Origin of the sequence: Ktedonobacter racemifer DSM 44963, assembly GCF_000178855.1 — a bacterium.
GTDB lineage: Bacteria > Chloroflexota > Ktedonobacteria > Ktedonobacterales > Ktedonobacteraceae > Ktedonobacter > Ktedonobacter racemifer.
The window spans coordinates 15,180-38,938 of sequence record NZ_ADVG01000002.1 but is presented as its reverse complement, the minus strand read 5'-3'; the positions used below and the strand labels follow the sequence as shown (position 1 = coordinate 38,938).

The 23,759-nt window shown below is 52.9% G+C and carries 24 protein-coding genes and 1 pseudogene; 18 read left to right on the top strand and 7 right to left on the bottom strand.

Annotated features, from left to right (window positions below; translation table 11 throughout):
- Nucleotides 1-69 precede the first annotated feature (69 nt).
- Nucleotides 70-420, top strand: coding sequence for a hypothetical protein (locus KRAC_RS16580; protein ID WP_040443772.1), 351 nt, complete (start codon nt 70-72; stop codon nt 418-420).
- Nucleotides 421-502: 82 nt separating this feature from the next.
- On the opposite strand, the gene KRAC_RS16575 is transcribed toward KRAC_RS16580, so the two are convergent.
- On the bottom strand, nt 503-1,153 hold the full coding sequence (locus KRAC_RS16575) for a response regulator (protein ID WP_007908943.1): 651 nt from the start codon (nt 1,151-1,153) through the stop codon (nt 503-505).
- A 69-nt stretch (nt 1,154-1,222) separates the two neighbouring features.
- Nucleotides 1,223-2,296 (bottom strand): sensor histidine kinase, encoded by a 1,074-nt coding sequence (locus KRAC_RS16570; protein WP_007908942.1) that lies wholly within the window; start codon nt 2,294-2,296, stop codon nt 1,223-1,225.
- 770 nt (nt 2,297-3,066) lie between these two features.
- Here KRAC_RS16570 and extP point away from each other — a divergent pair.
- From extP to KRAC_RS61715, 12 genes are all read left to right on the top strand, one after another.
- Nucleotides 3,067-3,843: a selenite/tellurite reduction operon b-type cytochrome ExtP gene (extP, locus tag KRAC_RS16565; RefSeq protein ID WP_052568334.1), complete on the top strand. Its 777-nt coding sequence runs from the start codon at nt 3,067-3,069 to the stop codon at nt 3,841-3,843.
- 50 nt (nt 3,844-3,893) lie between these two features.
- Nucleotides 3,894-4,436, top strand: coding sequence for a cytochrome b family protein (locus tag KRAC_RS16560; protein WP_007908939.1), 543 nt, complete (start codon nt 3,894-3,896; stop codon nt 4,434-4,436).
- Between the two features lie 136 nt (nt 4,437-4,572).
- The gene (locus tag KRAC_RS61725; protein ID WP_007908937.1) at nt 4,573-5,280 is read left to right on the top strand and encodes a Rieske (2Fe-2S) protein; all 708 of its coding nucleotides are present in this window, start codon (nt 4,573-4,575) and stop codon (nt 5,278-5,280) included.
- Between the two features lie 201 nt (nt 5,281-5,481).
- Entirely contained in the window at nt 5,482-6,486 is a 1,005-nt protein-coding gene (locus tag KRAC_RS61720; protein ID WP_007908935.1) for a cupredoxin domain-containing protein, read from the top strand.
- 130 nt (nt 6,487-6,616) lie between these two features.
- Nucleotides 6,617-8,110: a hypothetical protein gene (locus KRAC_RS16545; protein ID WP_007908933.1), complete on the top strand. Its 1,494-nt coding sequence runs from the start codon at nt 6,617-6,619 to the stop codon at nt 8,108-8,110.
- Nucleotides 8,111-8,265: 155 nt separating this feature from the next.
- On the top strand, nt 8,266-9,123 hold the full coding sequence (locus tag KRAC_RS16540) for a Cof-type HAD-IIB family hydrolase (RefSeq protein ID WP_007908931.1): 858 nt from the start codon (nt 8,266-8,268) through the stop codon (nt 9,121-9,123).
- Between the two features lie 361 nt (nt 9,124-9,484).
- Nucleotides 9,485-10,963: a glycogen synthase GlgA gene (gene glgA / locus KRAC_RS16535; protein ID WP_007908929.1), complete on the top strand. Its 1,479-nt coding sequence runs from the start codon at nt 9,485-9,487 to the stop codon at nt 10,961-10,963.
- Nucleotides 10,964-11,251: 288 nt separating this feature from the next.
- Nucleotides 11,252-12,880 (top strand): choice-of-anchor D domain-containing protein, encoded by a 1,629-nt coding sequence (locus KRAC_RS16530; RefSeq protein WP_007908928.1) that lies wholly within the window; start codon nt 11,252-11,254, stop codon nt 12,878-12,880.
- Between the two features lie 270 nt (nt 12,881-13,150).
- Nucleotides 13,151-13,987, top strand: a complete 837-nt coding sequence (locus KRAC_RS16525) for an RNA polymerase sigma factor (RefSeq protein ID WP_007908927.1) — start codon at nt 13,151-13,153, stop codon at nt 13,985-13,987.
- A complete protein-coding gene (locus KRAC_RS16520; protein ID WP_007908925.1) occupies nt 13,977-14,612 on the top strand; it encodes a hypothetical protein in 636 nt (211 codons plus the stop codon). Before KRAC_RS16525 ends, KRAC_RS16520 begins: the two co-directional genes overlap by 11 nt.
- A gap of 129 nt (nt 14,613-14,741) precedes the next feature.
- Nucleotides 14,742-15,992, top strand: coding sequence for a nickel pincer cofactor biosynthesis protein LarC2 (larC2, locus tag KRAC_RS16515; RefSeq protein WP_007908923.1), 1,251 nt, complete (start codon nt 14,742-14,744; stop codon nt 15,990-15,992).
- Nucleotides 15,993-16,168: 176 nt separating this feature from the next.
- On the top strand, nt 16,169-16,726 hold the full coding sequence (locus KRAC_RS61715) for a DnaJ family domain-containing protein (RefSeq protein WP_007908922.1): 558 nt from the start codon (nt 16,169-16,171) through the stop codon (nt 16,724-16,726).
- A 107-nt stretch (nt 16,727-16,833) separates the two neighbouring features.
- Here KRAC_RS61715 and KRAC_RS16505 read toward each other — a convergent pair whose 3' ends face one another.
- Nucleotides 16,834-17,106 (bottom strand): hypothetical protein, encoded by a 273-nt coding sequence (locus tag KRAC_RS16505; protein ID WP_169460902.1) that lies wholly within the window; start codon nt 17,104-17,106, stop codon nt 16,834-16,836.
- 207 nt (nt 17,107-17,313) lie between these two features.
- Between KRAC_RS16505 and KRAC_RS71265 the strand changes: the two genes are divergently transcribed.
- The gene (locus KRAC_RS71265) at nt 17,314-17,454 is read left to right on the top strand and encodes a hypothetical protein (RefSeq protein ID WP_157506733.1); all 141 of its coding nucleotides are present in this window, start codon (nt 17,314-17,316) and stop codon (nt 17,452-17,454) included.
- A gap of 64 nt (nt 17,455-17,518) precedes the next feature.
- Here KRAC_RS71265 and KRAC_RS16500 read toward each other — a convergent pair whose 3' ends face one another.
- The 4 genes from KRAC_RS16500 to KRAC_RS16485 form a co-directional block, all read right to left on the bottom strand.
- Nucleotides 17,519-18,124 carry a dihydrofolate reductase family protein gene (locus tag KRAC_RS16500; protein ID WP_007908920.1) on the bottom strand — a complete coding sequence of 202 codons (606 nt, stop codon included), beginning with the start codon at nt 18,122-18,124 and terminating at the stop codon, nt 17,519-17,521.
- 35 nt (nt 18,125-18,159) lie between these two features.
- Nucleotides 18,160-18,660, bottom strand: a complete 501-nt coding sequence (locus KRAC_RS16495) for an SRPBCC domain-containing protein (protein ID WP_007908916.1) — start codon at nt 18,658-18,660, stop codon at nt 18,160-18,162.
- A complete protein-coding gene (locus KRAC_RS16490) occupies nt 18,653-19,003 on the bottom strand; it encodes an ArsR/SmtB family transcription factor (RefSeq protein WP_007908915.1) in 351 nt (116 codons plus the stop codon). Before KRAC_RS16490 ends, KRAC_RS16495 begins: the two co-directional genes overlap by 8 nt.
- A 197-nt stretch (nt 19,004-19,200) precedes the next feature.
- Nucleotides 19,201-19,482 carry a hypothetical protein gene (locus KRAC_RS16485; RefSeq protein WP_007908914.1) on the bottom strand — a complete coding sequence of 94 codons (282 nt, stop codon included), beginning with the start codon at nt 19,480-19,482 and terminating at the stop codon, nt 19,201-19,203.
- A gap of 288 nt (nt 19,483-19,770) precedes the next feature.
- Between KRAC_RS16485 and KRAC_RS16480 the strand changes: the two are divergent.
- From KRAC_RS16480 to KRAC_RS16470, 4 genes and pseudogenes are all read left to right on the top strand, one after another.
- Nucleotides 19,771-20,560: pseudogene (locus KRAC_RS16480) on the top strand (RNA-guided endonuclease InsQ/TnpB family protein); the annotation flags it as partial.
- 1,256 nt (nt 20,561-21,816) lie between these two features.
- The gene (locus KRAC_RS71260) at nt 21,817-21,954 is read left to right on the top strand and encodes a hypothetical protein (RefSeq protein WP_157506730.1); all 138 of its coding nucleotides are present in this window, start codon (nt 21,817-21,819) and stop codon (nt 21,952-21,954) included.
- 501 nt (nt 21,955-22,455) lie between these two features.
- The gene (locus KRAC_RS16475; protein WP_007908911.1) at nt 22,456-22,731 is read left to right on the top strand and encodes a hypothetical protein; all 276 of its coding nucleotides are present in this window, start codon (nt 22,456-22,458) and stop codon (nt 22,729-22,731) included.
- Between the two features lie 248 nt (nt 22,732-22,979).
- On the top strand, nt 22,980-23,543 hold the full coding sequence (locus KRAC_RS16470) for a Uma2 family endonuclease (RefSeq protein ID WP_007908906.1): 564 nt from the start codon (nt 22,980-22,982) through the stop codon (nt 23,541-23,543).
- Nucleotides 23,544-23,759 lie beyond the last annotated feature (216 nt).

Here is a 23,759-nt window from a genome sequence, read left to right as displayed (position 1 = left end):
ATAGCTCCAAGCAGCATTGCGCAAGCACGACGAAAGGAGAGCAGCGAGGCAACTGGCTGCGTGGGAGGAATGTTAGAAGACATTCGTTTTGAGCGACATTTTCGCACGCCTTATTCCGAGGGCTACTACATTATGCAGGGCAATAGCCTGCAAAACAATAACCGCCTGGGAACCGTTGACATCCACTTTACAACAACGGCTGTTCATGGCACGCTCATCCTGGAGCGAGAGCTAGAGGAGACCGAACTCACCAAGCTCATTGAACAAATTGACGAGGATCTTGTGCTCTCGGCTGATATGCCGCGTGATGACTTCCTGGTAAGCGTCTACGTCGGTCGTGACGTTGGCTTCTTTAGCGATGAGTATTTCGCCGAAGAGAATAACGAAGCAACTGATTTTGAAGACAACGAATTACGTTAGCAGGCTCCTCGCACCTGCGGCGCTCGCCCGGGTGGTATGATGTGCAGGCAGTCGCAGGCTGCCTGCACACCATACCACCTACTTAGTCCTCCAGCAGCCCTCTGCGCATGGCATATTTGACCAGCTCCGCGCGGCTATGCAGATTCAGTTTATCCATGATATGGGTGCGGTGCGTATCTACCGTTTTGGGACTGATGACCAGGCGCTCGGCGATCTGGTTATTGGTAAAGCCCTCTGCTACTAACTTGAGAATCTCGCGTTCGCGCTCCGTCAGACTGCTATAGCTATCTTTCTCTTCACCAGTTTTTGACCGCTGGAGATAATCTCCTACCATAACCGATTGCGCGGCGGGTGAGAGGTAGAATTGCCCACTCAAGATGACATGCAAGGCCGTGATTAACTCAGTATCCGCTGCCTCTTTGAGCATATAGCCCGAGGCTCCGGCTCGTAGCGCTTGAAAAACATACTCATCATGTTCATGCATGGTCAGCACAAGTATTTTGACGTCGGGTGCGATCTTTTTAATTTGTTTGGTGGCTTCGATGCCGTTGAGATCGGGCATGGTAATATCCATCAGGACAATATCAGGTTGTAGGCGCTGTGTCTCCTGGATTGCCTGTTTCCCATCCTGTGCCTCGCCCACGACCTCCATGTCTGGCTGGGCGTTGAGCATCATTTTCAAGCCTGCGCGCAAGATTGTGTGGTCATCTGCCAGTAAGATACGTATTTTCATATAGGCCCTATCTGGTGCAAAAATTGCTGAATAACCCGATACACAAATGAGTTTTACACTTTTTCATAATTATACTTTTTTAGCTTCTCTTTGGGGGAGGGGAATATAAACCTGGACCGTCGTGCCTTTCCCTGGCTGCGATTCAATGTTGAGCGTGCCATCAAAAAGGTCCGCCCGTTCGCGCATGCCAACCAGCCCCCAACCTCGCTCCTGACCAGCCCCGGGACTCCCTCTTAACTGGTCCGCATTAAAGCCACGCCCGTCGTCGGTAATGGTAGCGTAGATGCCATCCTGGTCCTCTTTGAGCATGACCGTCGCGTTTTGGGCCTGGGCATGTTTGGCGATATTGGTCAGGGCCTCTTGCACAATGCGATAGAGGACAGTCTCCAGGTCGTTATTGAGCCGCTCTTTAAAGCCCACCGCCTGAAAGCTGATTGAGATGGGAAACTTCTGCTGGTATTCTTTTACATACCAGCGTAGCGCGGGCACCAGGCCCAGGTCGTCGAGTGCGCTTGGGCGCAGGTCGATGCTCAGATTGCGGATGGCGCGCAGCGTCTGATGGGCCAGCATGCGCGTATCCGCGATGCGGTCTCGCGCGTCCTGCGTCTTAACCGACTCCTCAAGGACGGCCAGGCTGATCAAGAGCGAGGTGAGCACCTGTGAGGTCTCATCGTGCAGCTCACGCGCGATACGTTTGCGCTCTTCCTCCATGGCATTGGTGATCTGTGAGGCGCGCTGGCGATTGGCGTCATCAATTGCTTCCAGCATCATGTTAAATGTGCCTGCCAGTTGGTCCGCCAGGGGATCAAAGCCCGTCACATCGGCGCGCTGGGTGCGGTCACCCTCGCGGACCCGTCCCATGATCCGCCCTAGTTCAATCAAGGGCCTGAAGGCGATCTGGAGCAGCACAAAGTTCAAAATAACGCTCATAGACCAGCCAATGACGACAAAAATCAGGAGGCCACTGGGTCCATACGTATTGATATGGGTCGCCAACCATGTGCCTGCCGTTGCTCCTACGAAGATAATAAAGCTATTGGCGATGAGCACTTTATATAAGGCGGGAATGCGAAAGAGTTGCCTCAGCAAGGTATTCCTCTTCAGAATTCCCCGGTAGATCGGCCTGGTATCAGCGTGCGCCATGGGGCAACAATCCTCTCCAACTGTCTGTAATCTTCTTCTTCGGTACCGCGTGTGTTTGTACCCTTCCTCTCTGTAATTGTATCGGTTCTTTGTCGGAACTGTCAAACGGCCTGTCAAGCCAGAAATGCTCCCTCCTCATTCCTGAGAATCAGGTGAATCCCTGGGAAAAATCAGGTAAGTACCTGATGTATCTCCCGGTATGCGGAGGTAAGCTAGGTCAGAATGGAGTACATCCACTAACCGGCAATCCCAGGCAACTCAACAGCAACCCCAGGCGCCCGTATGCCCTTTCAGGCAGCTGGAATCGAGGGCTTCACAGGCTCCTTTCACCCAAATGGGCCATCTCAGATGAACAGGTACGCTGACCCGCGATACCTTTTTTTACCCAGGGGCTTCCTGGTGAATTGGGGGAGGGAAAGGCTAGCTATGAGTTTCTACTCTCCCTTTTGGCGGAAATTTTTATTATAATCTGATTTGCAGATACTTCTTATCCGAACACCCTGAGCGCGAAGCGCTAGACACGTCAGTGGCGTTGGGTTTCGGAACAAGATCTTAGTAAAAGCCTTGTTGAGTGGCTTATCCCACTTCTCCTATGGGTGGTGGGACAAGAGGGGGGGCCGAGGGAGCAAATAGTACTCCTTCAGGGTTGGTTGTGTTATAATCAGCCTCACGGTCGTTCAGAATTATTTGCAAACATAACTTTATTGAAAGTCTTGATCCTTTGAGGAGGCACAGTGAGCTCTACTTCAAATAAGAAAAGCTTGCTTGACATGGCGACGCAGACAATCGTTCAGAGTCAGGTGTGGCGTTCTATCTTCCGCCACGGCTATCCTGATACGCCCTTGAACCAGTCACTGGTCATGATGGGGAACGTATTTCTGCACCTCCATCCTGTAAAGGTCAGCCGTCAGGCGATGAAAATCACATATACCTGGTGTATGGGTGGTATCTCGTTTTTCCTCTTCCTGCTGCTGACGATTACCGGTGTCTTTCTGATGTTTTATTATGTCCCAGACACCACGCAAGCTTATCAGAATATTAACCAACTAAGTAGCGCCGTTTCCTTCGGCCACCTTGTGCGTAACATGCATCGCTGGGCCGCACACTTGATGGTCGTGTCCGTGACGCTACACATGATTCGCGTCTTCTATCATGGCGCCTATAAGCCACCCAGAGAGTTCAACTGGGTTGTGGGCGTGCTACTCTTCTTCGTTACCCTGTTCTTGAGTTTTACCGGTTACCTGCTACCCTGGGACCAGATCGCGATCTGGGCTATCACGGTAGGTACCAACCTGGCTCCTTACACCCCTCTGTTGGGTGATCCTGTCTACAAGGTCCTCGTTGGTGGTGGTGCCGTCGCTCAGGCAACGCTGATCCGTTTCTATGTCGGTCACGTCATTCTGCTCCCGCTGGCGGGCGCCCTGCTTATGGCTGTTCACTTCTGGCGCATCCGTAAGGATGGTGGTGAGGCTGGTCCTCCTCCTCCTTCGCGTCGCGAACTCGAAGCCCGAACTGCGGAGAGTGAAGCGCTTAGTGCCACTCGCTAGTCAAGTGCATTTGTTCCGTACTTCTACGGTGCTTTGGAGAGGAAACCTCTATGGCAATTGAACCTAAAGATAAGGTACAGACACAGGCATCGGCGACGCAGCGACGTTATCGTACTCTGGCTGTAGTGAAGCAGGAAGCGATCACCCGTGTGGAGAAGCCGCTCGAAGACTCGGTCTTCGTGTGGCCTCACCTGCTGGTTCGCGAGTTCTTCGCCGCGACCATGCTCACCATCATGATTACGTTGCTGTCACTGGTGATCGATGCTCCCCTTCAGGAGCCGGCCGATCCCAATACGACGCCGAATCCTGCCAAGGCCCCATGGTACTTCCTGGGCTTGCAGGAACTCTTGCACTACTTCCCGCCCTCCACGGCTGGTGTGCTGGTTCCTGGCCTGACATTGACGGCTCTCGCGGTCCTGCCTTATGTTGACCGCAATCCCAGCCGTGCTTACGCTGATCGCAAGGTCGCGATTGTGACCTTTACCATGTTCCTGATGTTCTGGGCGGTCATCACCCTGGCTGGCAGCTTCTTCCGTGGTCCAGGTTGGGTTTGGACCTGGCCGTGGACGGGCGGCATTTACTTTGACCTGTAGGATCTTATTCCGAAATCCAACGTCACTCGCGTGACTAGCGCTCCGCGCTCAGGCTTTCGGATCAGAAGAGATTTCTTACCTGGCCAAGCTCAATACCAAGCAGGAAAAGTAAACAAAGAATCCAAGAGGGTAATCAATGAGTAGTAACGGTAGTCATGATGATATGCAGCCGATTACACCACAACAATATGAGATTCTGCATGGTGGTGGCGCCGAGGCCGCGGAGATCGCTCGCCAGCGTCTCTCCCGCCGTCGCTTCCTGCGCAGGTCCATGTTAGCGGTGTGGGGCATATCTACCACTGCTGCGGTTGCCGGGGCTCTATACTTTATGTATCCTACGTCGGGCGGCGACTTCGGTTCCGCGCAGAACGTGGGCAAAAAGACCGATTTCCCGGCTGCCAAGCCTGAGGAGATGGTCCTCAACGAGAAGGGCGTGTTCTATATTCCGGCCGCTCGCTCGTACCTGGTCCATCTCGCCAATGATGCGCAATATCTGCTGTCAGGCCAGAACCTGCAAGACCAGTTCCAGCTGGAGAATGTGGTGCATGATGGCGATGGGTCTACCTGGGTTGCGCTCTATCAGCGCTGTGTACACCTGGGTTGTACCGTTCCCTTCCGTAATGACTGTGTGAGCTTTAAATGCCCCTGTCATGGTTCGCACTATAATGTCAACGGCGAGTTCCTGGATGGTCCCGCCCCTCGTAGCCTTGACCGCTTTGATATGAACTTCAAAGATGGCGAGATTATCATTAATACGGGTACCATCAATAGCAATGTGCAGCATCCTGATGCGACGACACAATTGCTTCCCAAGCCAACGAAAGAGTGTAGCGCGGGCGGCTAATCTCCTGTTCCTCTGCCTCTTGTCGCAGGGAATCTTATAGATATAAAGACGCCGCATAAGTAGTAGGCGCGTACGCAAGTAGCGCGTGCCGCCTACTGGCGTTGCTGTCTCTTCATTCTATAAGTAGGGTTGATCTCGCTTCCATTCCAGATCTGGAGTGGGGCATCCAAGAGATCGAAGTTTTATAGTAGGAAATCTGTGATGAATATAGGTCAAATTGCTATAGGCATCGTTGTCCTGCTGATCGTCGTCGTCGGCTTGCTGGTTATTCTCTTTTCACGAACTAACGCGGTCCAAAAGACCGGTTATGGATCACTCGTCATGCTCTCGCTGGTTTCGATGATGATCCCCGTGTTCTGGATTATAGAGAATCAGAACCAGGCCACGTCACAGCAGCAGTTGCAATCATATGCTATCAATGAGGGACTCAAAGTCTACGTCAAAGTCTGTACCGATCAGTGTTACGCTATCGGTCAGGAAGATAAGTTGCTCTTTGAAAAATACCTGGGCTACAATGTCGCCGATCTGAATAAATTGACGGACAATCAGCTCAAGGCAATGATCACTTCGGGCAACTATAATCCCAATGCGCCACTGCCGAGCAACCTGAACACGATTCCTCGCCGGGACCAGTTCGGTGGCCAGCTGAAGGCGATTGACGTTGACTATCTCTTCGCGCTCATCCGCTCCGCCGATCCAACCTATGCCAAAAAGCAGGGCTACACCGGCGATGCCGCGAAGAATGGCTTCAACGGTCTGGTCGAATATCTTCAGGCGAATGCCAAGAACCTCTATGACCAGGCGGTAACGCTTGGTAAGAACGGCCAGTTTGGCGAGGCCGTTGATATGAGCAAAGAAGATACGGTGAAAGTACGCATCCTTCCTGCCGGTCAGGTGAAAGTCTGCACCAGCAAGACCGCGTGCTTCGAGTATGCCAACCTGAAAGTGAAAGTCGGCACCAAGATCACCTGGACCAATGCTGACCAGGTCGCGCACACGGTTACGGCTATCGACAGTAGCAACCTGTCCAGCCCCAAAGCGCTGCCCAACATCTTTGATTCAAAGACCCTGGAAACCGGCAAGTCTTTCGAGTGGACGGTGACTCAAGAAGCCTACAATCTCAATGCAGGCTCGCACCAGCTGGTCTACTACTGCTCCGTGCATCCTGATATGCAGGCGCAGTTGACGATTGTTCCCGCGGCATAAGTCCTCAACGTCAGCTTATGCCGACCTGTCTTGCGCAATGACATACTCTGTGTGGACGCGCAGCAATGCCAGGTCACTGGATATGTGGTTGTTATAGATATGTACGGCATGTTGAAAGGGATTGCTATCCATGCAACAAGTACAAAAAAAGGAGTTGCCGGAGAGGATTTCGTGGGCTCGCTCGATCATTTTCGCAGCTGGCTTCTTCTTTCTCGCGGCTATCCTTGTTGGGCAGCTCCCAGGGTATATCTACCTGAAGATGACTGCGGCCTCTCTTGAGGGCTTGCAGCAAGGTCTCTTCTCCCTGGCTGTAACTTGCCTGGCAGGCTTTATTATTGTCTTTACCGTGGTCTCGCTCTTCGATCCCAAGCCGAGTATTCCGCCTGCGGTCTTCACTGGCCTTGGCGCGATCCTGAGCGTGGCTGGTCTGGCTCTCTCGCTCTGGTCATATTTCAATGGCCAGTACTTCCCAAACTTTGCCAAGCCAGAGATGTATATCTCCCCAATGCTGGGTGGTCAGTTTCTCTGGTTCCAGGCAAACGCGATTGATCTGCTCATGGTTGGCCTGGCGGTCTTTACCGTCGGTCTGGCGATGATTTTCTACGCCGCGCTCGCCGTTCGCGAGAGCCGCACCGAGGATCGCCGCGATCTGGGGACCACGCCCGCCATTCGCAGCCTGATCATTGCAGGTTCGACGCTGGTCGTGCTCTCCTTGCTCGCTTACTCTCAGGTGAGCGATCAGGGCCTCGCCCTCCAGATCGTTGGCGGCAATATGAAAGAGATTGCGACTGGCATCAAGTGGGTCAACCTTGGCGCTGGCATCATCCTGGGTACGGCTATCTACCTGACCATGGCTGCCTTTGCCCTGCGTTTGCACTACCTGATGCGTCCGGTGCGCCAGCGCACTATGCCCGCGCTCTACGCGGTTGGCGCGCTCGGCCTGGGTCAGACTGGCGGTATCTGCCTGGTTCTGGCGGTTGCGCTCTACCCCCTGATTGGTGGACTGCACTTCGTGCCGATCCTGGGTCCCTACTTCACGCTCTGTGCGCGTCAGTCCGCTATCCCTGCTACCTGCACCTTTGCGCAGCAGGGTGGATACCTGGTCGACGCTATCGTGACGACGAACGCATTTGTCATCCTGATGGGTGCTGTCTGGGCCTGGAAGAGCAACCGCAACCTGGTGGTTGTTGGTAGCGTGGTTACCGTGGCGACCATCGCCGGGTTGACCCTGCTCGTCCACACCGCTCCAGATCAGATTCTCGTCAGTATGATCTTCTGCGCCGGTATGCTGATCATGGCTGTTATCTGGACCTCGGTCGGTCGCCGCGAGTTCGCGGTGGTTGGCGAGAACAACCTGGGCTGTCTGGGTCAGTGGCTCGTGATGGGTACCTGCTTGTTCATCTACCTGGGTGCGTTTGCCTTCTTCTCAATCGCGCCTGCAAGCTGGGAGCCTGAGACCGCGCCAAACATTCCCTTTATTCCTGGGACTGTGATCGCGCCTCCCTCGATCAATCCTACTGCGCCAGTCATGCCGCAGACGGACGCGGTGGTAATGATTATCCTCATGGGTGTTCTTGCCGCAGTCCAGCTCTACTTCCTGACGCGCAACCGCTACAAGGTCTGATTTATATCAGTAAAAGAGCAAAAGCAAAGGGTCCGAGCCATGGCTCGGACCCTTTGCTTTTGCTCTTTTACTGATACATGAGTGCGGCAGGCGCGAAGGTATCCCAGACATACATATAGATGTGGTATTCTATATGCCAAAAGGCTAGGACTACCATGGGAACTTTTCACCTTGATACCACACTCTCGTCGCTTACCTCCTTAAAGCTGGTCGCTACTGACCTGGATGGGACGTTGCTTCGTTCCGATAAGACGATCTCAGCTCAAACAGGTATGGTACTGCGCCGTTTGCAGGCTACCGACGTGGCTCTCGTACTGATCAGTGCGCGCCCTCCGCGTACACTGCGCCAGATCGCCAGGACCTATGAGATTGGCGGCCTCGCGCTTTGTTGCAATGGCGCGATTCTGTATGACCTGGATCAAGATCGCTCTCTGGGAGAGCTCGCTCTCTCGCCTCAGCAGGTACAAGACCTGGTTTCATGCCTGAGCACGGCTTTGCCTGATCTCTCTTTCGCTGCCGAGAGCGGACTGTCTGTTACCTGTGAAGAGGCTTTCTATCCCTTCTGCGCTCACGACACCGCTCCATTCCCACGGATCGTCGATAGTGCGACCATTCTTCAGGCACCGCAAATCAAGATAATGACGCACCATGCAAGCCTGACGACTGAGGAATTGTACAAAGCGGTTCTCCCCTTGCTCGATACGCGTGAGTATAGCGTGACCTACTCTGGTGCGCCTTTTCTTGAGATTGCGCGTGCGGATGTACATAAGGGCGAGGCGCTTGCCACACTCTGCGCACAGCTTGAGATACCGGCGCATGCGGTTGTGGCCTTTGGCGATATGCCCAATGATTTGCCATTATTGCAATGGGCTGGCCTCGGCGTGGCGGTTGCTAACGCTCATCCCCTCGTACTCCAGGCTGCCGATGCCATTACGCTCTCGAATGACGAAGATGGCGTTGCCCATCTCCTGACCTCTCTCCTCTCCCACCACTACCCATTACACATATTGTAGGGTCCAGGCTGGCTTGGACTCGCCCGGCCCGCAGGCCGATACTCTGGCGCTGGAACGGTCGCTACGCTCGGAGTCCATGCCAGCTTGAACCCTACAAACTCTTGCTCTCCTGAAATTCAAGTTGTCTTGCCGCAAGGTTGATGGGTCCAGGGATGGCTAGAGGACTTGTGGTACAATAACATACGTTCAGCATTACAAATAAGGTTGACAGTGCATCATAAGCGTATCGAGGTAGGTATGGTAGGGGTAGGCTGGTATATGGATGCACTGCACTGATATATAGTGGGAATGTAGATACCCGTTCGTGAAAGGAGAGGCGGCATTTCCTCCTCGCTCGCTGGAGACAAGAATTTTCCCGCCGATGAAACTGATGCACAATGATGATCCTCTTAAGGTATTAATTCTAGCGGCCGAAATTGTGCCCTTCGTCAAGGTTGGAGGCCTGGCAGATGTCGTAGGCGCCCTACCCAAAGCCCTACAGGAGCTAGGACACGATGTACGCCTGGTCATGCCACGCTATCGTCAGATTGATCCCGAGCACTTTCACTTGCAGACTATCATCTCCTCTATGCCCGTCCCCATGGGTTCCTATCAGGTTGAGGTGAATATCCTTCAAGGGACCATCGGTAACAATGTTCCCGTCTACATGGTTGATGCTCCCCGCTACTTCGAGCGCGAAAACCTCTATGGCTATACCGATGACGGCGAACGCTTTATTCTCTTCTGCCGCGCTGCCCTAGAGGCGGCCCGCGCCCTCAACTGGTCGCCCAATATCGTTCACTGCAACGATTGGCATACCGGGATTGTGCCTAACTGGATGCATACGCTCTACTATGGCGATCCCTTCTTTGAGCATACCGCGACCGTCTACACTATCCATAACCTGGCCTATCAGGGCATCTTTGGCTATCGCCTGCTCGAAGTCGCGGGTGTGGCCTCCAAGGGCTTCCTCTATCCCCAGATCTCCGAACTCGCCAATGTTGTGGATGTCATGGGGCGTGGCATCCTCTTTGCCGACTCGATTACGACGGTGAGCGAGCGCTATGCTCAGGAGATTCTGACCCCGACCTTTGGTGAGCGCCTCGACCACCTGCTCCGCTCCCGTAAGGAGCGTGTCTTCGGTATTCTCAATGGCATCGATTACCAGGAGAATGATCCTATCCACGATGCCCATATTCACACACCATTTGATATCAGCTCACTCGATAGGCGTATCGAGAATAAGATTGCCCTGCAAGAACAGGCTCATCTCCCGGTGAACGCGGATATCCCGCTGCTGGCCATGATCTCGCGCCTCGCCGACCAGAAAGGTCTCGATTTGATCTCCCAGATTGTGCATCCACTGCTGGACCAGGGTATCCAACTTGTGGTCATGGGGATAGGTGATCAGCACTATCATGAGCTCTTCCAGACCCTTGCCGCGCGCTATCCCAACCAGGTTGCGGTCTTCCTGACCTTCAATACCGAGCTGGCGCAGCGCATTTACGCCGGTAGTGATATGTTCCTGATGCCCTCGCGCTTCGAGCCCTGCGGTCTGAACCAGATGATCGCCATGCGCTATGGCAGCGTCCCTATCGTCCGTAACGTTGGTGGCCTCGCCGATACCGTCCAGAACTACGATCCCGCCAGTGATACCGGCAACGGTTTCCTCTTCAACGACTACGACCCCTGGCATCTCTTCGCTGCCATCATGCGCGCCCTGACCGTCTATCGCTTCAAAGATGTCTGGCGCACGCTGCAAATTCGCGGTATGCAGGCGGACCACTCCTGGGGAGCCTCCGCCCGTCGCTACGTCGACATCTACCGCAACGCCCTCGCCTTCCACGACAGCGGCGAATAAGCTTCTCCAGGATACAACCAGGCTCATTGCCAGACACCTGCTCAGGATTTTCGCTCCGAGTAGGTGTCTCTCTCTTCCTCTGATAAGGACGTTCTACACAATATCTACTTCTCTCACTGGATAAGCACAGCCTTCTCACCTTGATAAATACGCTCTCACAACCACTGTCTGCTATGCTCTGGTGGAGATCCAAGCAATCGCTATTCCCTGGCGGGAGAATCACCAGGAGGTAACCTTGTGTGTTCCAGGTGAGATCGTTCACATTACTAGATTAGGAGAAATTAGAATATGCAGCATGTTTTGCCAAGGATGACAAAGTGTGGGTTACGGATCCTTGTACTTTCAGCGTTCCTGATGGTTACGTTTGCTTTCCTTCCACGTCCAGCGCACGCCTCGCAAACTTATTTCAGCGATGGTTTTGAGAGCGGGAATACGAGCAAATGGACGTTCAATAACAGCGATCAAAATGGTCAGTCCACAGTACAGTCCCAGGTGACCCATACTGGATCATATGCCCTGGCTTTGACCAATACCTTTAACCCCGGACAGATCAGCTATGTCTATACCGCCCTCTCCAGCGCTCGCACGAGTGCCTACACCCGCTTCTATGTCCGTTACTCCACGTTTGACGGACTCTCCAGCGGCACCGAACTGGCGATTGGACGCAATAACAATGACCGGAGCGTCTGGGGCGTCGACTTTGACCGCGATATTCATGGCCTGGATGTCTACTTCTGGGATGGTCAAGGCAACCTGCATAGCTTTATAAGTCCTTCCAACATCTTTAAGGTCAATACCTGGTATTGTGTCGAGGTTTATGTCAACTCAGTGACTAGCGGACACGGAGAGGTCTGGGTCAATGGCTCCTCTATTGGCTCGGTTGATGCCGATCTCTCGAACGCCAATCCCTATGCGCGCCTGATGTTCTTCGACAAAATTGCGACCACCACTTATATTGACGATGTTGTGGTTGCCGATACCTATAATGGTCCGACCAACGCGGGGCCCGATGTTAACTTCGCGCCTAGCAGTGTTGACTTCAACGAACAGGGCGTCAATAGCACCGCCTCGCGTACCGTAACCTTCTCAAATACTGGTGCCTCCGCGCTCGGTATTAATAGTATCGGTGTCACTGGTACGAATGCTAGCGACTTCTCCCAAACGAACACCTGTGGCAGTTCGCTTGCCAGCGGCGCTTCCTGTGATATCACGGTCAGCTTTACGCCACCTGTAGCCGGTGATCGTAGCGCCTCTCTTGCCATTGCCACCAGTGCCAGTGTGACCTCCTATTCCATTCCTCTCAATGGTACGGGCGTGACGCAGGTATCCTACTTCCAGGATGACTTTGAGACCGGCAATTTCACCAAGTGGACATTTACGAATGCCGATAGCACGGGACAGGCGAGTGCGCAGACGACGGTGGTGCATGGAGGGACGCACGCGGCGGCCTTTATCAATAGCGCCAATCAGTATAGTTACATTTATACAACCATGCCCTCAGGCCCGGTGACCCAGAGCTATACCCGTCTTTACTTCCGCATCAGTGATCTCTCTATTGGAACCGATATCGCGCTTGGTCGCAATAACAATGGCAACAATGCCTGGGAGATTGTCTATAATGCCAATACCAAGGCGCTTGATACCTTCATCTGGGGCAATGGAGGACAGGTCTATACCCTCTCCTCGCCCGCCAATGGTATTCAAGCGGACACCTGGTATAGCGTTGAGATTGGCCTGAATCAGGCTACGAGCGGCCACGCGGAACTCTGGTTAAATGGCACCTCCGCCGGGTCAATCAATAACGATCTCTCGACGACAAATCCTTTCTCGCGCCTGATGATCCTGAATTCATCGACCAATCGCCTCTATGTTGATGATATCAATGTCAGCGCCAGCTACAACGGCCCCATCAACTAAGCAGCCTTTCTCGCCTCAAACCATAAATAGGAGGGATGGAGGACTGAATGGGTATTTGGCCCGTGTCAGCCCCCCATTCCTCCTATTTATAGGTGAGCTTACGAGCCGAGCCGCAAGCCACTGGAGAGGCTCTATTCTTAGGTTCTCCCATGATTGACATGTGATACGTGTATGTCTATACTTGAGGGCAGAAGAAATGAGTATAGCATAGGTACAGGATGAGCTATTCCCCACCCCTATGCGCTGTGGTGTCGGTTGGAGGAATGGTCCGTGGAATGGACGGGTGTGGCACTTGAGGAGCGGGAGCAGGAGGCGCGGTGGGCACACAGGCGTACTCAACTCAAACAGCACTATGAGACCCTGCCCCTTGATGAGCAGGCAGGCAATCAGCAGGAATATCTCTTCTGGCAACGGGTGGAGGCGGCGGAAACCCCCCTTGAAGTCCTGGTGCGCTGTGTGCGCGCCTGTCCCTCACCTGCGCAAGCTAGTAGACGGCGCCGCTTGATCGAGGTCATTATCAGGCGCACCCAGTATGAGAACGAGGCCTGGGCGCGTGGTGTCCTTGCCCATCTCGCGCTCCACGAGGACGAGCGACGCATGCTGAACGCCGATCTCTGCGCCGATCTGTATGAAGCCATTGTGCGCGCGCTGCTCGATCCGGGGCGCTGCTTCTGGGAGGAGCACTTCCATCACTGCCTGCGCTACGAACGTCAACACATCTTCCGCGCCTTTATGATGCGTGAGGGACGCTGGCGCGACCGTGACGTCGAGCGTGGCTCGCGTATTCCACGCGCGGTCCTGCAATGCCTGGAGCGCCCGGTCCTCCTCGATAATGGCGAGGTGGCGCAGATCGAAGTCGAAGATGCCCGCGCCGAACATATGTTGCGCTCGGTCGAGACCAGCGCTCTGCTTAGCCTGGTACAGATGCTGCCTCGCCACCTGCGCATGATCCTGCTGCTCCTCTTCTGGCAGGAGCAGACCGAGCGAGAGGTCGCATGCACCCTTGGCATTACCGACCGTACCGTGCGTAACCGCAAGCGCCAGGCGCTGGAACAACTACGTCTTTTGTTACAACAGGAGGAGGAGGTTCTTAGTGATGAAGCATGAACGCGAAGAAATTATGCGCATTACAGCGCGCTATGTCGAGGAAGCCCAGGAGGGCAGGTCGCCCTCGCTCTCTGCCTATCTCGCGCGCTACCCTCAGTATCGTGAGGAACTGCTTGACTTTATCAGCTACTACCAGGCCTTTGAGGCTCCTTTGCCCATGAATACCTCATTGGCCTCGCTCTCAGAGGTCTCGCGCGAAGCCCTCGAGCGCGCCTACACCTCCCAGGCTCAGGAGTCTGCCCTCTCTACCCAGGATGTCGCCGTGCGCAGCCTCTTCGAGAGCCGTCAGCAGCAGCCTGTCACACCGCGCCAACTCGCCGACGTGCTTGAATTGAGCGAAGATATTGTTCAGTTACTGGAGCGACGTACCTTGCTTCCGGAGAGCATTCCTGCTACTCTATCTCAGTGCCTGGCAGGCGTGCTTGGATATTCGCCCGCGGCCATTGAAGCCTTCTTTGCCAGCCGTGAGCCGTCCAACACCTCATCTCGCTCTCGCCTGAAGGTCGCCGAGCCGCGTGGCCCCTATGGCGAGAATCAGGAATCGCTCACATTTGCCCAGGTCGTTGCCGCCAGCACGCATCTCTCACCAGAGCGCAAAGCCGCCTGGCTTGAACGCCTATCGTAGAGTGACGCTGCTGAAGCACGCGTCTACATATAATAGTACGGGCATGTCGTGCCATTATATGTAGACGCGTGCTTCAGCAGCGTCGGACCAAATGCATACTGCTGTAACTATCACTGTGAGGTCTCTTTCATGGAACACCGGGTCGTGTATCTTGATTGCTATGATGGTATTACCGCTCCCCTGCTCCTGGGGGCGCTCTTTGACATAGGGCTTGATCTTAACGCTCTCAAAAAAGCTATGGCTGCGCTTTCACTGCCTGCTCATACCATTACCTCGCAAAAGCAAGATGCTCCGGTTAGCGGGAGAAGTGCCAGACTTGCCCTCGATGCACCAGAAAAGGCCGTTCCCTGGCGCCTGGCGGATACTCCTGCTCTGCTCCCGCCAGGTACGCTCAAAGAGCTGGTGCGCCAACCGGTACTCTCCATGGTCAAGCACATCGCTCAGACGACCAGCAAGCTACAGAAGCTTCCCATTGAGGATGTCTCTCTCCCTGATATCACGACCTTGCTCTGGCTCATTGCCTTGACGCTCGGTCTTGATATGCTGAACGTAGATGAGAATTATGTCTCGCCGCTTCCCATGGCTACTGGCTCTCGCCAGGGACCGCACGGCTGGGAACCCTTGCTGCTTCCTGAAGCCCTGGAGATGCTGATTCGTGTTGAGGCCGTTTGGTATAGCACGCCTGACAACAAACAAGTCTCTCTGGAAGGGGCAGCTTTCCTGTCCGAACTGGCCAGCTTTGAGCCAGTTAATTTCAGCGTGACGCAGGTTGGCTATGGTTGCGTCCCAGGAAAAAGCGCCAGCGACGGTGGTCAGTCCCTACGTCTCTGCCTTGGCAATCTGTCTCCCTCATCTAGGAGAGCTCCTCAGCCTGCGCCTTCTCCTGTCCAAACCACCCTGGAGCAAGCCGAGTCAGAGACCGATTGGGTGACCGTGCTCGAAACCAATATCGATAATATGAGCGGTGAACTGCTGGGCGGCCTGCTCGATCATCTGCTAGAGCTGGGCGCACTCGATGTCAGCTATACCCCCATGCAGATGAAGAAGAATCGCCCCGCCACGCTCATCCGCGTCATCGCCCCACCCGAACTCGGCGAACAGCTCGCCATGAGCCTCCTGCGCGAGACCACCACCCTTGGTGTGCGCTTCCAGCATATGCAGCGCCTCAAGGCCCGTCGCGAGCCGCGCACCATCCAGACTAGCTTTGGTCCCATGCTCGTGAAGGTCAAATACCTTGGTGAGCAGCTCATCAGCGCCTCACCTGAATACGAGGAATGTGCACGCGTCGCTCGTGAGCGCAACATCCCGCTCGCCGACGTCTACGAGGTTGCACGCAGTGAGGTACAAACGCTTATAATAGGTAGTAGAAAAAAAACGTAAAAGAAAGACGCCATTGTGCAGTCAGGAACCTCAACAAAGGTTAATATAACCTCATATGCATATTTCTGGTAGGTGGTGTGGGTATAGTAGCCACACCACCTACCAGGGCGAGCGCCGCCGGCGCGAGAGTTCAGGAACAGAACGTGCACATGGTGTAAGTTAAGAAGAGGTGCTCTATGGATTTTGTTGATTGGCGCAAAGTACCAGATAGAGAGAAGAAGCAGGCCGAGCAGCTTCGAGGCAACAGCGGTCGTCTCGGGGGCCGCATGTATCGCGACTACATCGAAGAGATGATCCACGAAGCGCAGCAGCGCGGCGAATTTGACAACCTTCCAGGCGTGGGGAAGCCTCTCAATCTCGATGACAACCCCTATGCCGGAGACAAAAATCTGGCCTATCGCCTGCTCAAGAACAACAACGAGCTGCCGCCCGAAGTGGCCCTTGTCCAGGAGATTGAGAGGCAGCGTGAGCAACTGGCGAAAAAGCTTGACCCCATCACCAGCCGCTATCGCGAACTGCGAGCGCGCCGCATCCCGCCCACGCGCCACGAAAAACATATCTTCAATGAGAGCCGGGCAAGGGTCGCCGCTGACTACGAAGAGGCCCTGCGCAAACTCAACAAGCGCATCCTCACGCTCAACATCAGCGTTCCCACCGCCATGCACCAGCCCCTCATTCAGGTCGAGAAACTGCTCAACGAGTTCAACACCATCTGCCCACCCTTCGACCTCTAATGGCCCAGGTGAGTTTTCCAACAATGTGCTACGTACGAACGCGCCTACACCTTCCCCCATACCTGTAGGCGCGTTCGTACGTAGCACATCTTCCCTTGCACCGCCCCTCACTCTTGCGCGCCACGGTAGGCCCTGCCAATCCAGAGGCAGAGACGCACAATGAGGCCCAACCCGCAGAACCATTGTAGTAAGCCGCTCCAGGGGAGCCACGCGAACAGCACCAGGTTCCCCTGGAAGAGCAGGAGCGCCAGCGCGAGGAACGCAATAGCGCGTGCTCCACTATTCGTCTTTATCAATTGCCAGGATCGCTGAAAGCCCTTGCCGCGTGTCACTATGGTGAGCACAACTGCATAGATAAAAAGAGTGCTACCAAGTTCCACAATGCTGTATTCATTTTTTGCTACTCCTACCTGTATTATGCCTTGTTTGAATAAAGAGATGCAAAGAACTTCCATATACCAAATCACCTTGTAGGGTCCAGGCTAGCCTGGACTAACGGGCACTTTCTTCATACTGTGTTTTCTCGACAGAGTATAGGTGACATGTAGTTCAGCCCTACACGTATCACTATGTCGAATATGGAAGCGATGGCTCCGATATCCTTAGATCTGTTCAGTGTCCTGGTGACCCTCACTGCCCATAACCCTGATGTGAGCGATTGCCGAATCACGCTCGCCGATTGCAAAACCTGGCCTCTGCCGCCGCTGATTGCTAGCTTAATGAGCTAAAAGGCAACATAAAGCCACTTGCGCAGACTCTTCGCAAGTGGCTTTATAGATGCTCTTCTCTATATCATTTTTTTACACAGTAGGTGAGATGGGTGACTCCAGTGCCGATGCTCACTTGCGGGTTTCCCAGTGTAATGGGTGCTATCTTGAGATGTTCAAACAAGCGAACACCGTCGCCAAGCAGGAATGGCACCAGGTCGATGTGGATTTCGTCGAGTAGTCCAGCGTTAAGGCACTGTTGCGCAATCGTTGCGGAAGCGATGCTGACGTTTTTCTCGCCAGCGATCACTTTGGCCTGTTCAATAGCGCTTTCAAGGCCGTCAGTGACGAAGGTCACCGGCCATTCCTCCTCGACCCATTCCGGTGCGGGTCTATGAGTCACGACAACGACCGGGGCAGTTATGGGATGGTGCCCTCCCCATCCATGAGTGAGTTCGTACAATCTGCGTCCAGCCACCAGGGCTCCTGTCGTGTTGATGGCGTTCTCGAACATCTCGACGCTTTCCGGCGCGATCTTGAGCTTTTGTTCTCTATCGCCTATTTTGATCGCATAATCGGTATCGCCACTCATCATCCAGGCAAAGAGATATTGGAAGTCTTCGTTGGGTCCAGCGATAAAACCGTCGAGAGACATTGAGAAGCCTGTTGTAACTTTGCCTGTTTTATCCATTATGTTGTTTCCTTTCTATTTTGCCCAGGAAATTCCTACGATTGGTGTAGCTCTTGTACATATCCGACCAGGTAATCCCAGGTCATGCTCATCCCTTGTAGCATCCCCATGTCGACAGCGACTTTCAGCGCCGCTGCATTGGTAAACTGAACACGAGCGGCAACCCTCGTTGTGCCAGTTTCTTGCGTGAAGATTACGGTGGTCAGATGCTCCGGTATGCCCTCAATGGGATTGGCATGCTCGTCGGCGAAGGTCGAGCTATAGACCAGCTTCTCCGGCGGCACGATTTCGCTGTACACGCTGCGTGCCCAGTGATCCTGGCCCTCCGGGGAACGCATGCAGTAGTGCCAGATGCCCCCCGGCCGTAGATCGATGGTGCAGACGGGAATCGTGTACGGTTGTGGTGCCCACCAGCGCTTGAGATGTTCCGGCTGGGTGAAAACCTGAAACATCAGTGAGCGGGGGGCGCTGAACTGCCGTTCCACGACAAATTCCTGTTCCTCAATGTGGGTGATCAAAGATGGGTAATCAAACATTGTTATCCTCACTTTGGTTGCTCGTGTGTTGCTCGGTGCCCTGCAATTCCAGGAGATAATCATCCAGACGATCGAAGCGTTCCTCCCAGAGGCGACGAAAAGAGTGTAGCCAGGCCTCCAACTCCTGGAACGGTTCGCGCCTCAACTGATAGATTCTTCGGTTGGCTTGTGGCTGGACCTCCACAATGTCAGCCTCACTCAGAACCTTGAGATGCTTCGATACCTGGGGTTGGTGTAATTCCAGGCGCTCAGTGATCTCGCCTACTGTCAGAGGGCCATCGCGCAACAGTTCGACAATTTGTAAGCGGTTTGGCTTCGTCAGAGCAGTCCATAGTGTCTTCATGTCTGTAGTATACCTTAAAAGGAATATTCCTGTCAAGGGATATTAATGGCACTCCTTCCTCTAAGCCGAACAAAGCCACTTGTGAAGAATCTTCACGAGTGGCTTTGCTTAAGTCTAATCATGTTTCGCGCTAAGTTCTTGCTTGAGGAAGCGAAGTGTGATTGATCGATAGCAATGACGATTTGCTTGAACAGAGCCTATCTGCGAGAAAGCTTTGTGGCAATATACTGCGCCTGCTCCACCGTGGAATTGGCGCTATTCACATAATGTTGATGCACGAACTGGTTTTGCTGGTTGCGCTCTTCCAGCGACATTTTTCTCCGCCCCAATTTGATGAAGAAGAGCACCAGAAGCCCAAGGGCCGGCACAAGCAAGGCGCCGATAAACGCTGCATTCCCATTGCCAATTGGGATCATGCTTCCAACAATGGCGCCAATGATAAGTCCCAGCAAAATAATTGCGGCTTCGATATATTTCATAGAATCTCCAGAGCCTATTCGCAATCGCTCACATTCATTTCTCCTGCATACTTATGTCAACGCAGAAAGCCAGCAAATAACAAATAAAACCACCGATGGCGCTTATGCCTCCTTGCCCCTTTGTACTTCAAGACGTTTTCCTCGAACAAAGAGAACGCAACTGTTCCCAAAAAAGTGGGAAAAAGGGAGCAACCGTGGGCAAGACGCCACACTTTCGAGCTTCTTGACAGATGAGAACGTTTGTCCTGTACTTGAGAAAATAGGAGGCAAGAGAAAGAGCAGAACCGCATGATTCGCGCCCATAAGATCAGACTGCATCCCACACCTGAGCAGGCCAACTCCCTTGCTCGTGCCGCAGGCGTTGCACGCTTTGTGTGGAATTGGGCGCTGGCCGAATGGAACCGCCAATACGAAGCCGGGGAGAAACCCACTGCCTTGAAACTCAAGAAGCAATTCAACGAGATCCGGCGGGTGCAATTCCCCTGGACATGGGAGGTGACGAAGAACGCCTCAGATCAGCCCTTTCTCGATCTAGGAAAAGCCTTCACCGCGTTTTTTGAAGGCAAAGCCAAACGCCCCAAGTTCAAGAGCAAGAAACAAAACAAACCCTCCTTTTACCTTGCCAACGATCAATTCGAGTTGGGGGATCATCGTCTGTGGGTTCCTAAGCTCGGATGGGTCAACATGGCGGAAAATCTGCGCTTCAAAGGTCGCGTGAGAGGAGCACGCATCACGCGCGTCAGCAGACTGGTGGTTTGTGTCTCTCCAGGTCGAACTCCCAGATGCGATCCCGGCGAAGAAACCAGCCGCTGTTGGTATCGATGTCGGACTGAACCGATTGGCCACCTTGAGTACAGGAGAGGGAGTCGAGAACCAAGCCTTCCTCAAAACGGCGCTCAAAAAATTGCGTCAGGCCAATAAGCGACTGCATCGCCGTAAACCGGGATCAAAAAACCGCGAGAATGCGCGTAGACAGGTGGCACGACTCCATTATCGTATTACCTCTCTGAGAGACGATGTGCTCCACAAGCTCACAACCAGGCTTGCCAATTGCTATGGAAGCATTGGCTTAGAGGATCCTGTGGTGCCGACGAGGGATGATTGTTTGTACCAGATCCATTGTTTTTCTTCACGTTGATGTGATTTGAAATCTCGGTACGTTGCTATGCTCATGAGAATCAGAAGAAGCGGGCCAATGCATGTAAAAAAGATATTGAATGTAGTTCTCCATGCCAAGTGTCTGCTATTGCAAACTGGTGAGCGTGCATTGTAAACCTCGCAAATATTGTATTTGCTTATTCAAACGTTTGGTTAGCTCAAGTATACAATGCTTTTCTGTGTGATGTACTTGAGAGGAGTTAGAGACGATGAAGCGATTAGAACGTGTGTATACCCCGACGCTTGAGGAGTGGGTGAAGTGACATCTAGAAGATAGGACCAGAGTTAAGAGCCTTATCATTCTGATGCTCAATATGAAAAGTTGCTAAAATTCCTTTTGCCTAAACCTATCTGCCTCCGAACTGGATGGAAACTTTCTACTTTTACTCTTCATAAACACTTAGACTGTGAATTTCGTTAAGGGATTATAGCAGTGTCAAAAGCCAGGAGGAAGATGAGATGATCCCTAAGCGCACGAAATCTTGGCCTGTTGTACTGGCTATCTTGTTCTGAAAAAGTTTTGGATGTGGTTTATTAGGTACATTTCCAGTAATGCGAAAGAGATGAAAGCGGACCTATTACTCAGAAAGGCGTGTGTTTATGCATAATAAGCGACGCATCATCCTGTACGGAGCGCTGTTCCTTTGCGCTCTCATGTTTTCTCTCAGTATGATTCCACCTGCCTTTGCCGCAACGGTTACCAGTGATACTTCATCACATGCTGCTACTGCATCTAAAAGTTTAGGTGTGTCCATGTTTGCACTTCCCCAGCCACGCACTCCCTACATGCAAGGGTATCGTCAAGGATACAGGGATGCAGTGACCGACTGCAACACGTCTGCGTATGGCGCGCGACCCTACAGACCCACCGCTAAAGAGGAGGGCTATATGGAGGGTTACAACTATGCCCGTGCTAACGATCCAGACTGCACAAGTGGAGGGTAAACATCTATAGCTCTACTTTCACTAATGGGTCATTTGTCAATTGCATTGCCTTTTACCAATGCTGCTCCTGACCCAGCTAAACGGCGTGTACGAGTGCATCTCGTCTGCGTCGTTTTTTGCCATTCCAGCGTAAAATATGGGGAAGAGTGTCCTGCCTGGGTATTTGATGAGAAGTACGCACTAGTTGAACCCTGGTTCTTTCACCCTAAAGAGGAGGTACGGAAGTGGGATATGGAGACGACCCCCGAGGAATTTGCGCGACGAAAGATTTATTGCGGCGGTCGTGTCTTCGTTGACAAGTGGGAACTGGATGAAGAGATCGCCAAAATAAAGCAGTTCCGCCAACAATCCACTCAGAAAATCTCTTAGAGCAGCGTCATCCCTCGTACCATTATATGTAAACGCGTGCTTCAGCAGCGTTGTTCCACCTCCTGCTCTTGCATATCGCTCTAAACACAAAAAAGCCTCAAACGGCTTCTGCTAGCCATTCGGGGCTTGTGCTTTGTGTTCGTGGGCATAAAAAAGAGCCGATGGCTGGAGTCGGCTCAACTTGTTTGTGGGTGTCCTTCTGGCGCTTAAAATCCAGGTTCTTTGTTTATGGTTGTACTAAATGCTGTACTTGTTGTACTTCTGTATCAATCATTAAAGATCGTTATTTTATAGTTGAGTAGGTGGGATGGTAAGTTAGTTGTTAGTAACCAAGAAGATCAAGATACGAGGTCGTTTCATCTCGATGTGTTTGCATGATGGAGTAAAGTAGCGTTTGAAACTACACTTTTGTAGCATTTCTTAGTAGCGCTTGTAGTAGTATCCTCAAACGATAGACATGACAGGAGCAATCTAGGCTCAAGCACTAAGGAGAAAAAAGACATGCAGCTTTCCGCCATACGGAAAACCCTTTGTCTGGTCATGCTCAGCGCGATCGTCGCCGTTGCCTTAGTCATGGGAACGACAGCTAACGCCTCCGCAGCAAGCCTTACTCCCACAAAAGCACAAACTCATGTAACCACTACATGGGGTGGCCCCGGTTGGGGCGGTGGCTGGGGCGGCTATGGCTACGGTTGGGGCAGACCCTGGGGCTGGGGCGGCTACGGCTACGGTTGGGGCAGACCCTGGGGCTGGGGCGGCTACGGCTACGGCTGGTAGGACTAGTTACACATGCAGAACCAATGCTGGCGTGGCCTCCAGGTCACGCCAGATGGTAAATAAGCGCACCGCTTCCAACAGCCCGGCTCCAGCCGTTTTCCCACTGTGTTCTTTATCTTTCTTTGCTGAGATAGGTGGTTTTATCGCTATCCCTTTTGTTGAAAAGATATGCTATTCTTAGTATTAGCACAGGTTTAGATGTAAGAGAGGCAGGGATAGACATAACAACGAGAGCAAAATTGTTTGCAGTGACACCTGCTGATTGGGTTCCAGGTCCAGCTCAGGGGCAGTGGACGTATGAGGCGTATGCAGCGATACCAGAGGATGGGCATCGTTATGAAGTGGTGAATGGAGTCTTGTATATGGCACCCTCTCCTAATCCAAAGCATCAGACTATAGTGGTTGAAATTCTAGCTACCTTGCGCTCTTTTGTGAACGAGCAAGGATTGGGAAGAGTGTTTGTGTCACCTTTAGATGTGGAATTGAGGTATGGTAACATTGTTCAGCCGGATGTGTTTGTCTTACTCAATGAGCATCTAGTTGCGTCTTCACGCATAATTGGTGCGCCTGATTTGGTGGTTGAAATTGCCTATCCAAGTACAGCGCGTCATGATTTGAGTGAAAAGCTTCAGGCGTATGCCGCAGCTGGTGTGCCTGAATATTGGGTTGTGACTCCTGATGCTCATGTTGTGGAGGTGTTGGTTCTGGATCGTGGGATATATCGCTCTTTGGGGATTTTCATTGCTGATGATGTGCTACCCTCTCAGGTATTGCCTGGGTTACCTGTGACTGTGGAGCAGTTCTTTATGTAGAGGTTTTAAGTAGAGTTTTAAGGCAGTTTTTCAATAGAAGAGTTATCCTGGTAGCTTTACACTACCAGGATATTTTATTTACGCTCTTGCGCTTTTGATGTCCTAGTATGTATCTCCCTTTTTCGTGTGGTATTGGTGGGTCCTCTACTTGACCCTAATAAGGATAATTCACACACTTAAAACAACGTTCATCTTGTTGCGCAATCTGTGGGACTC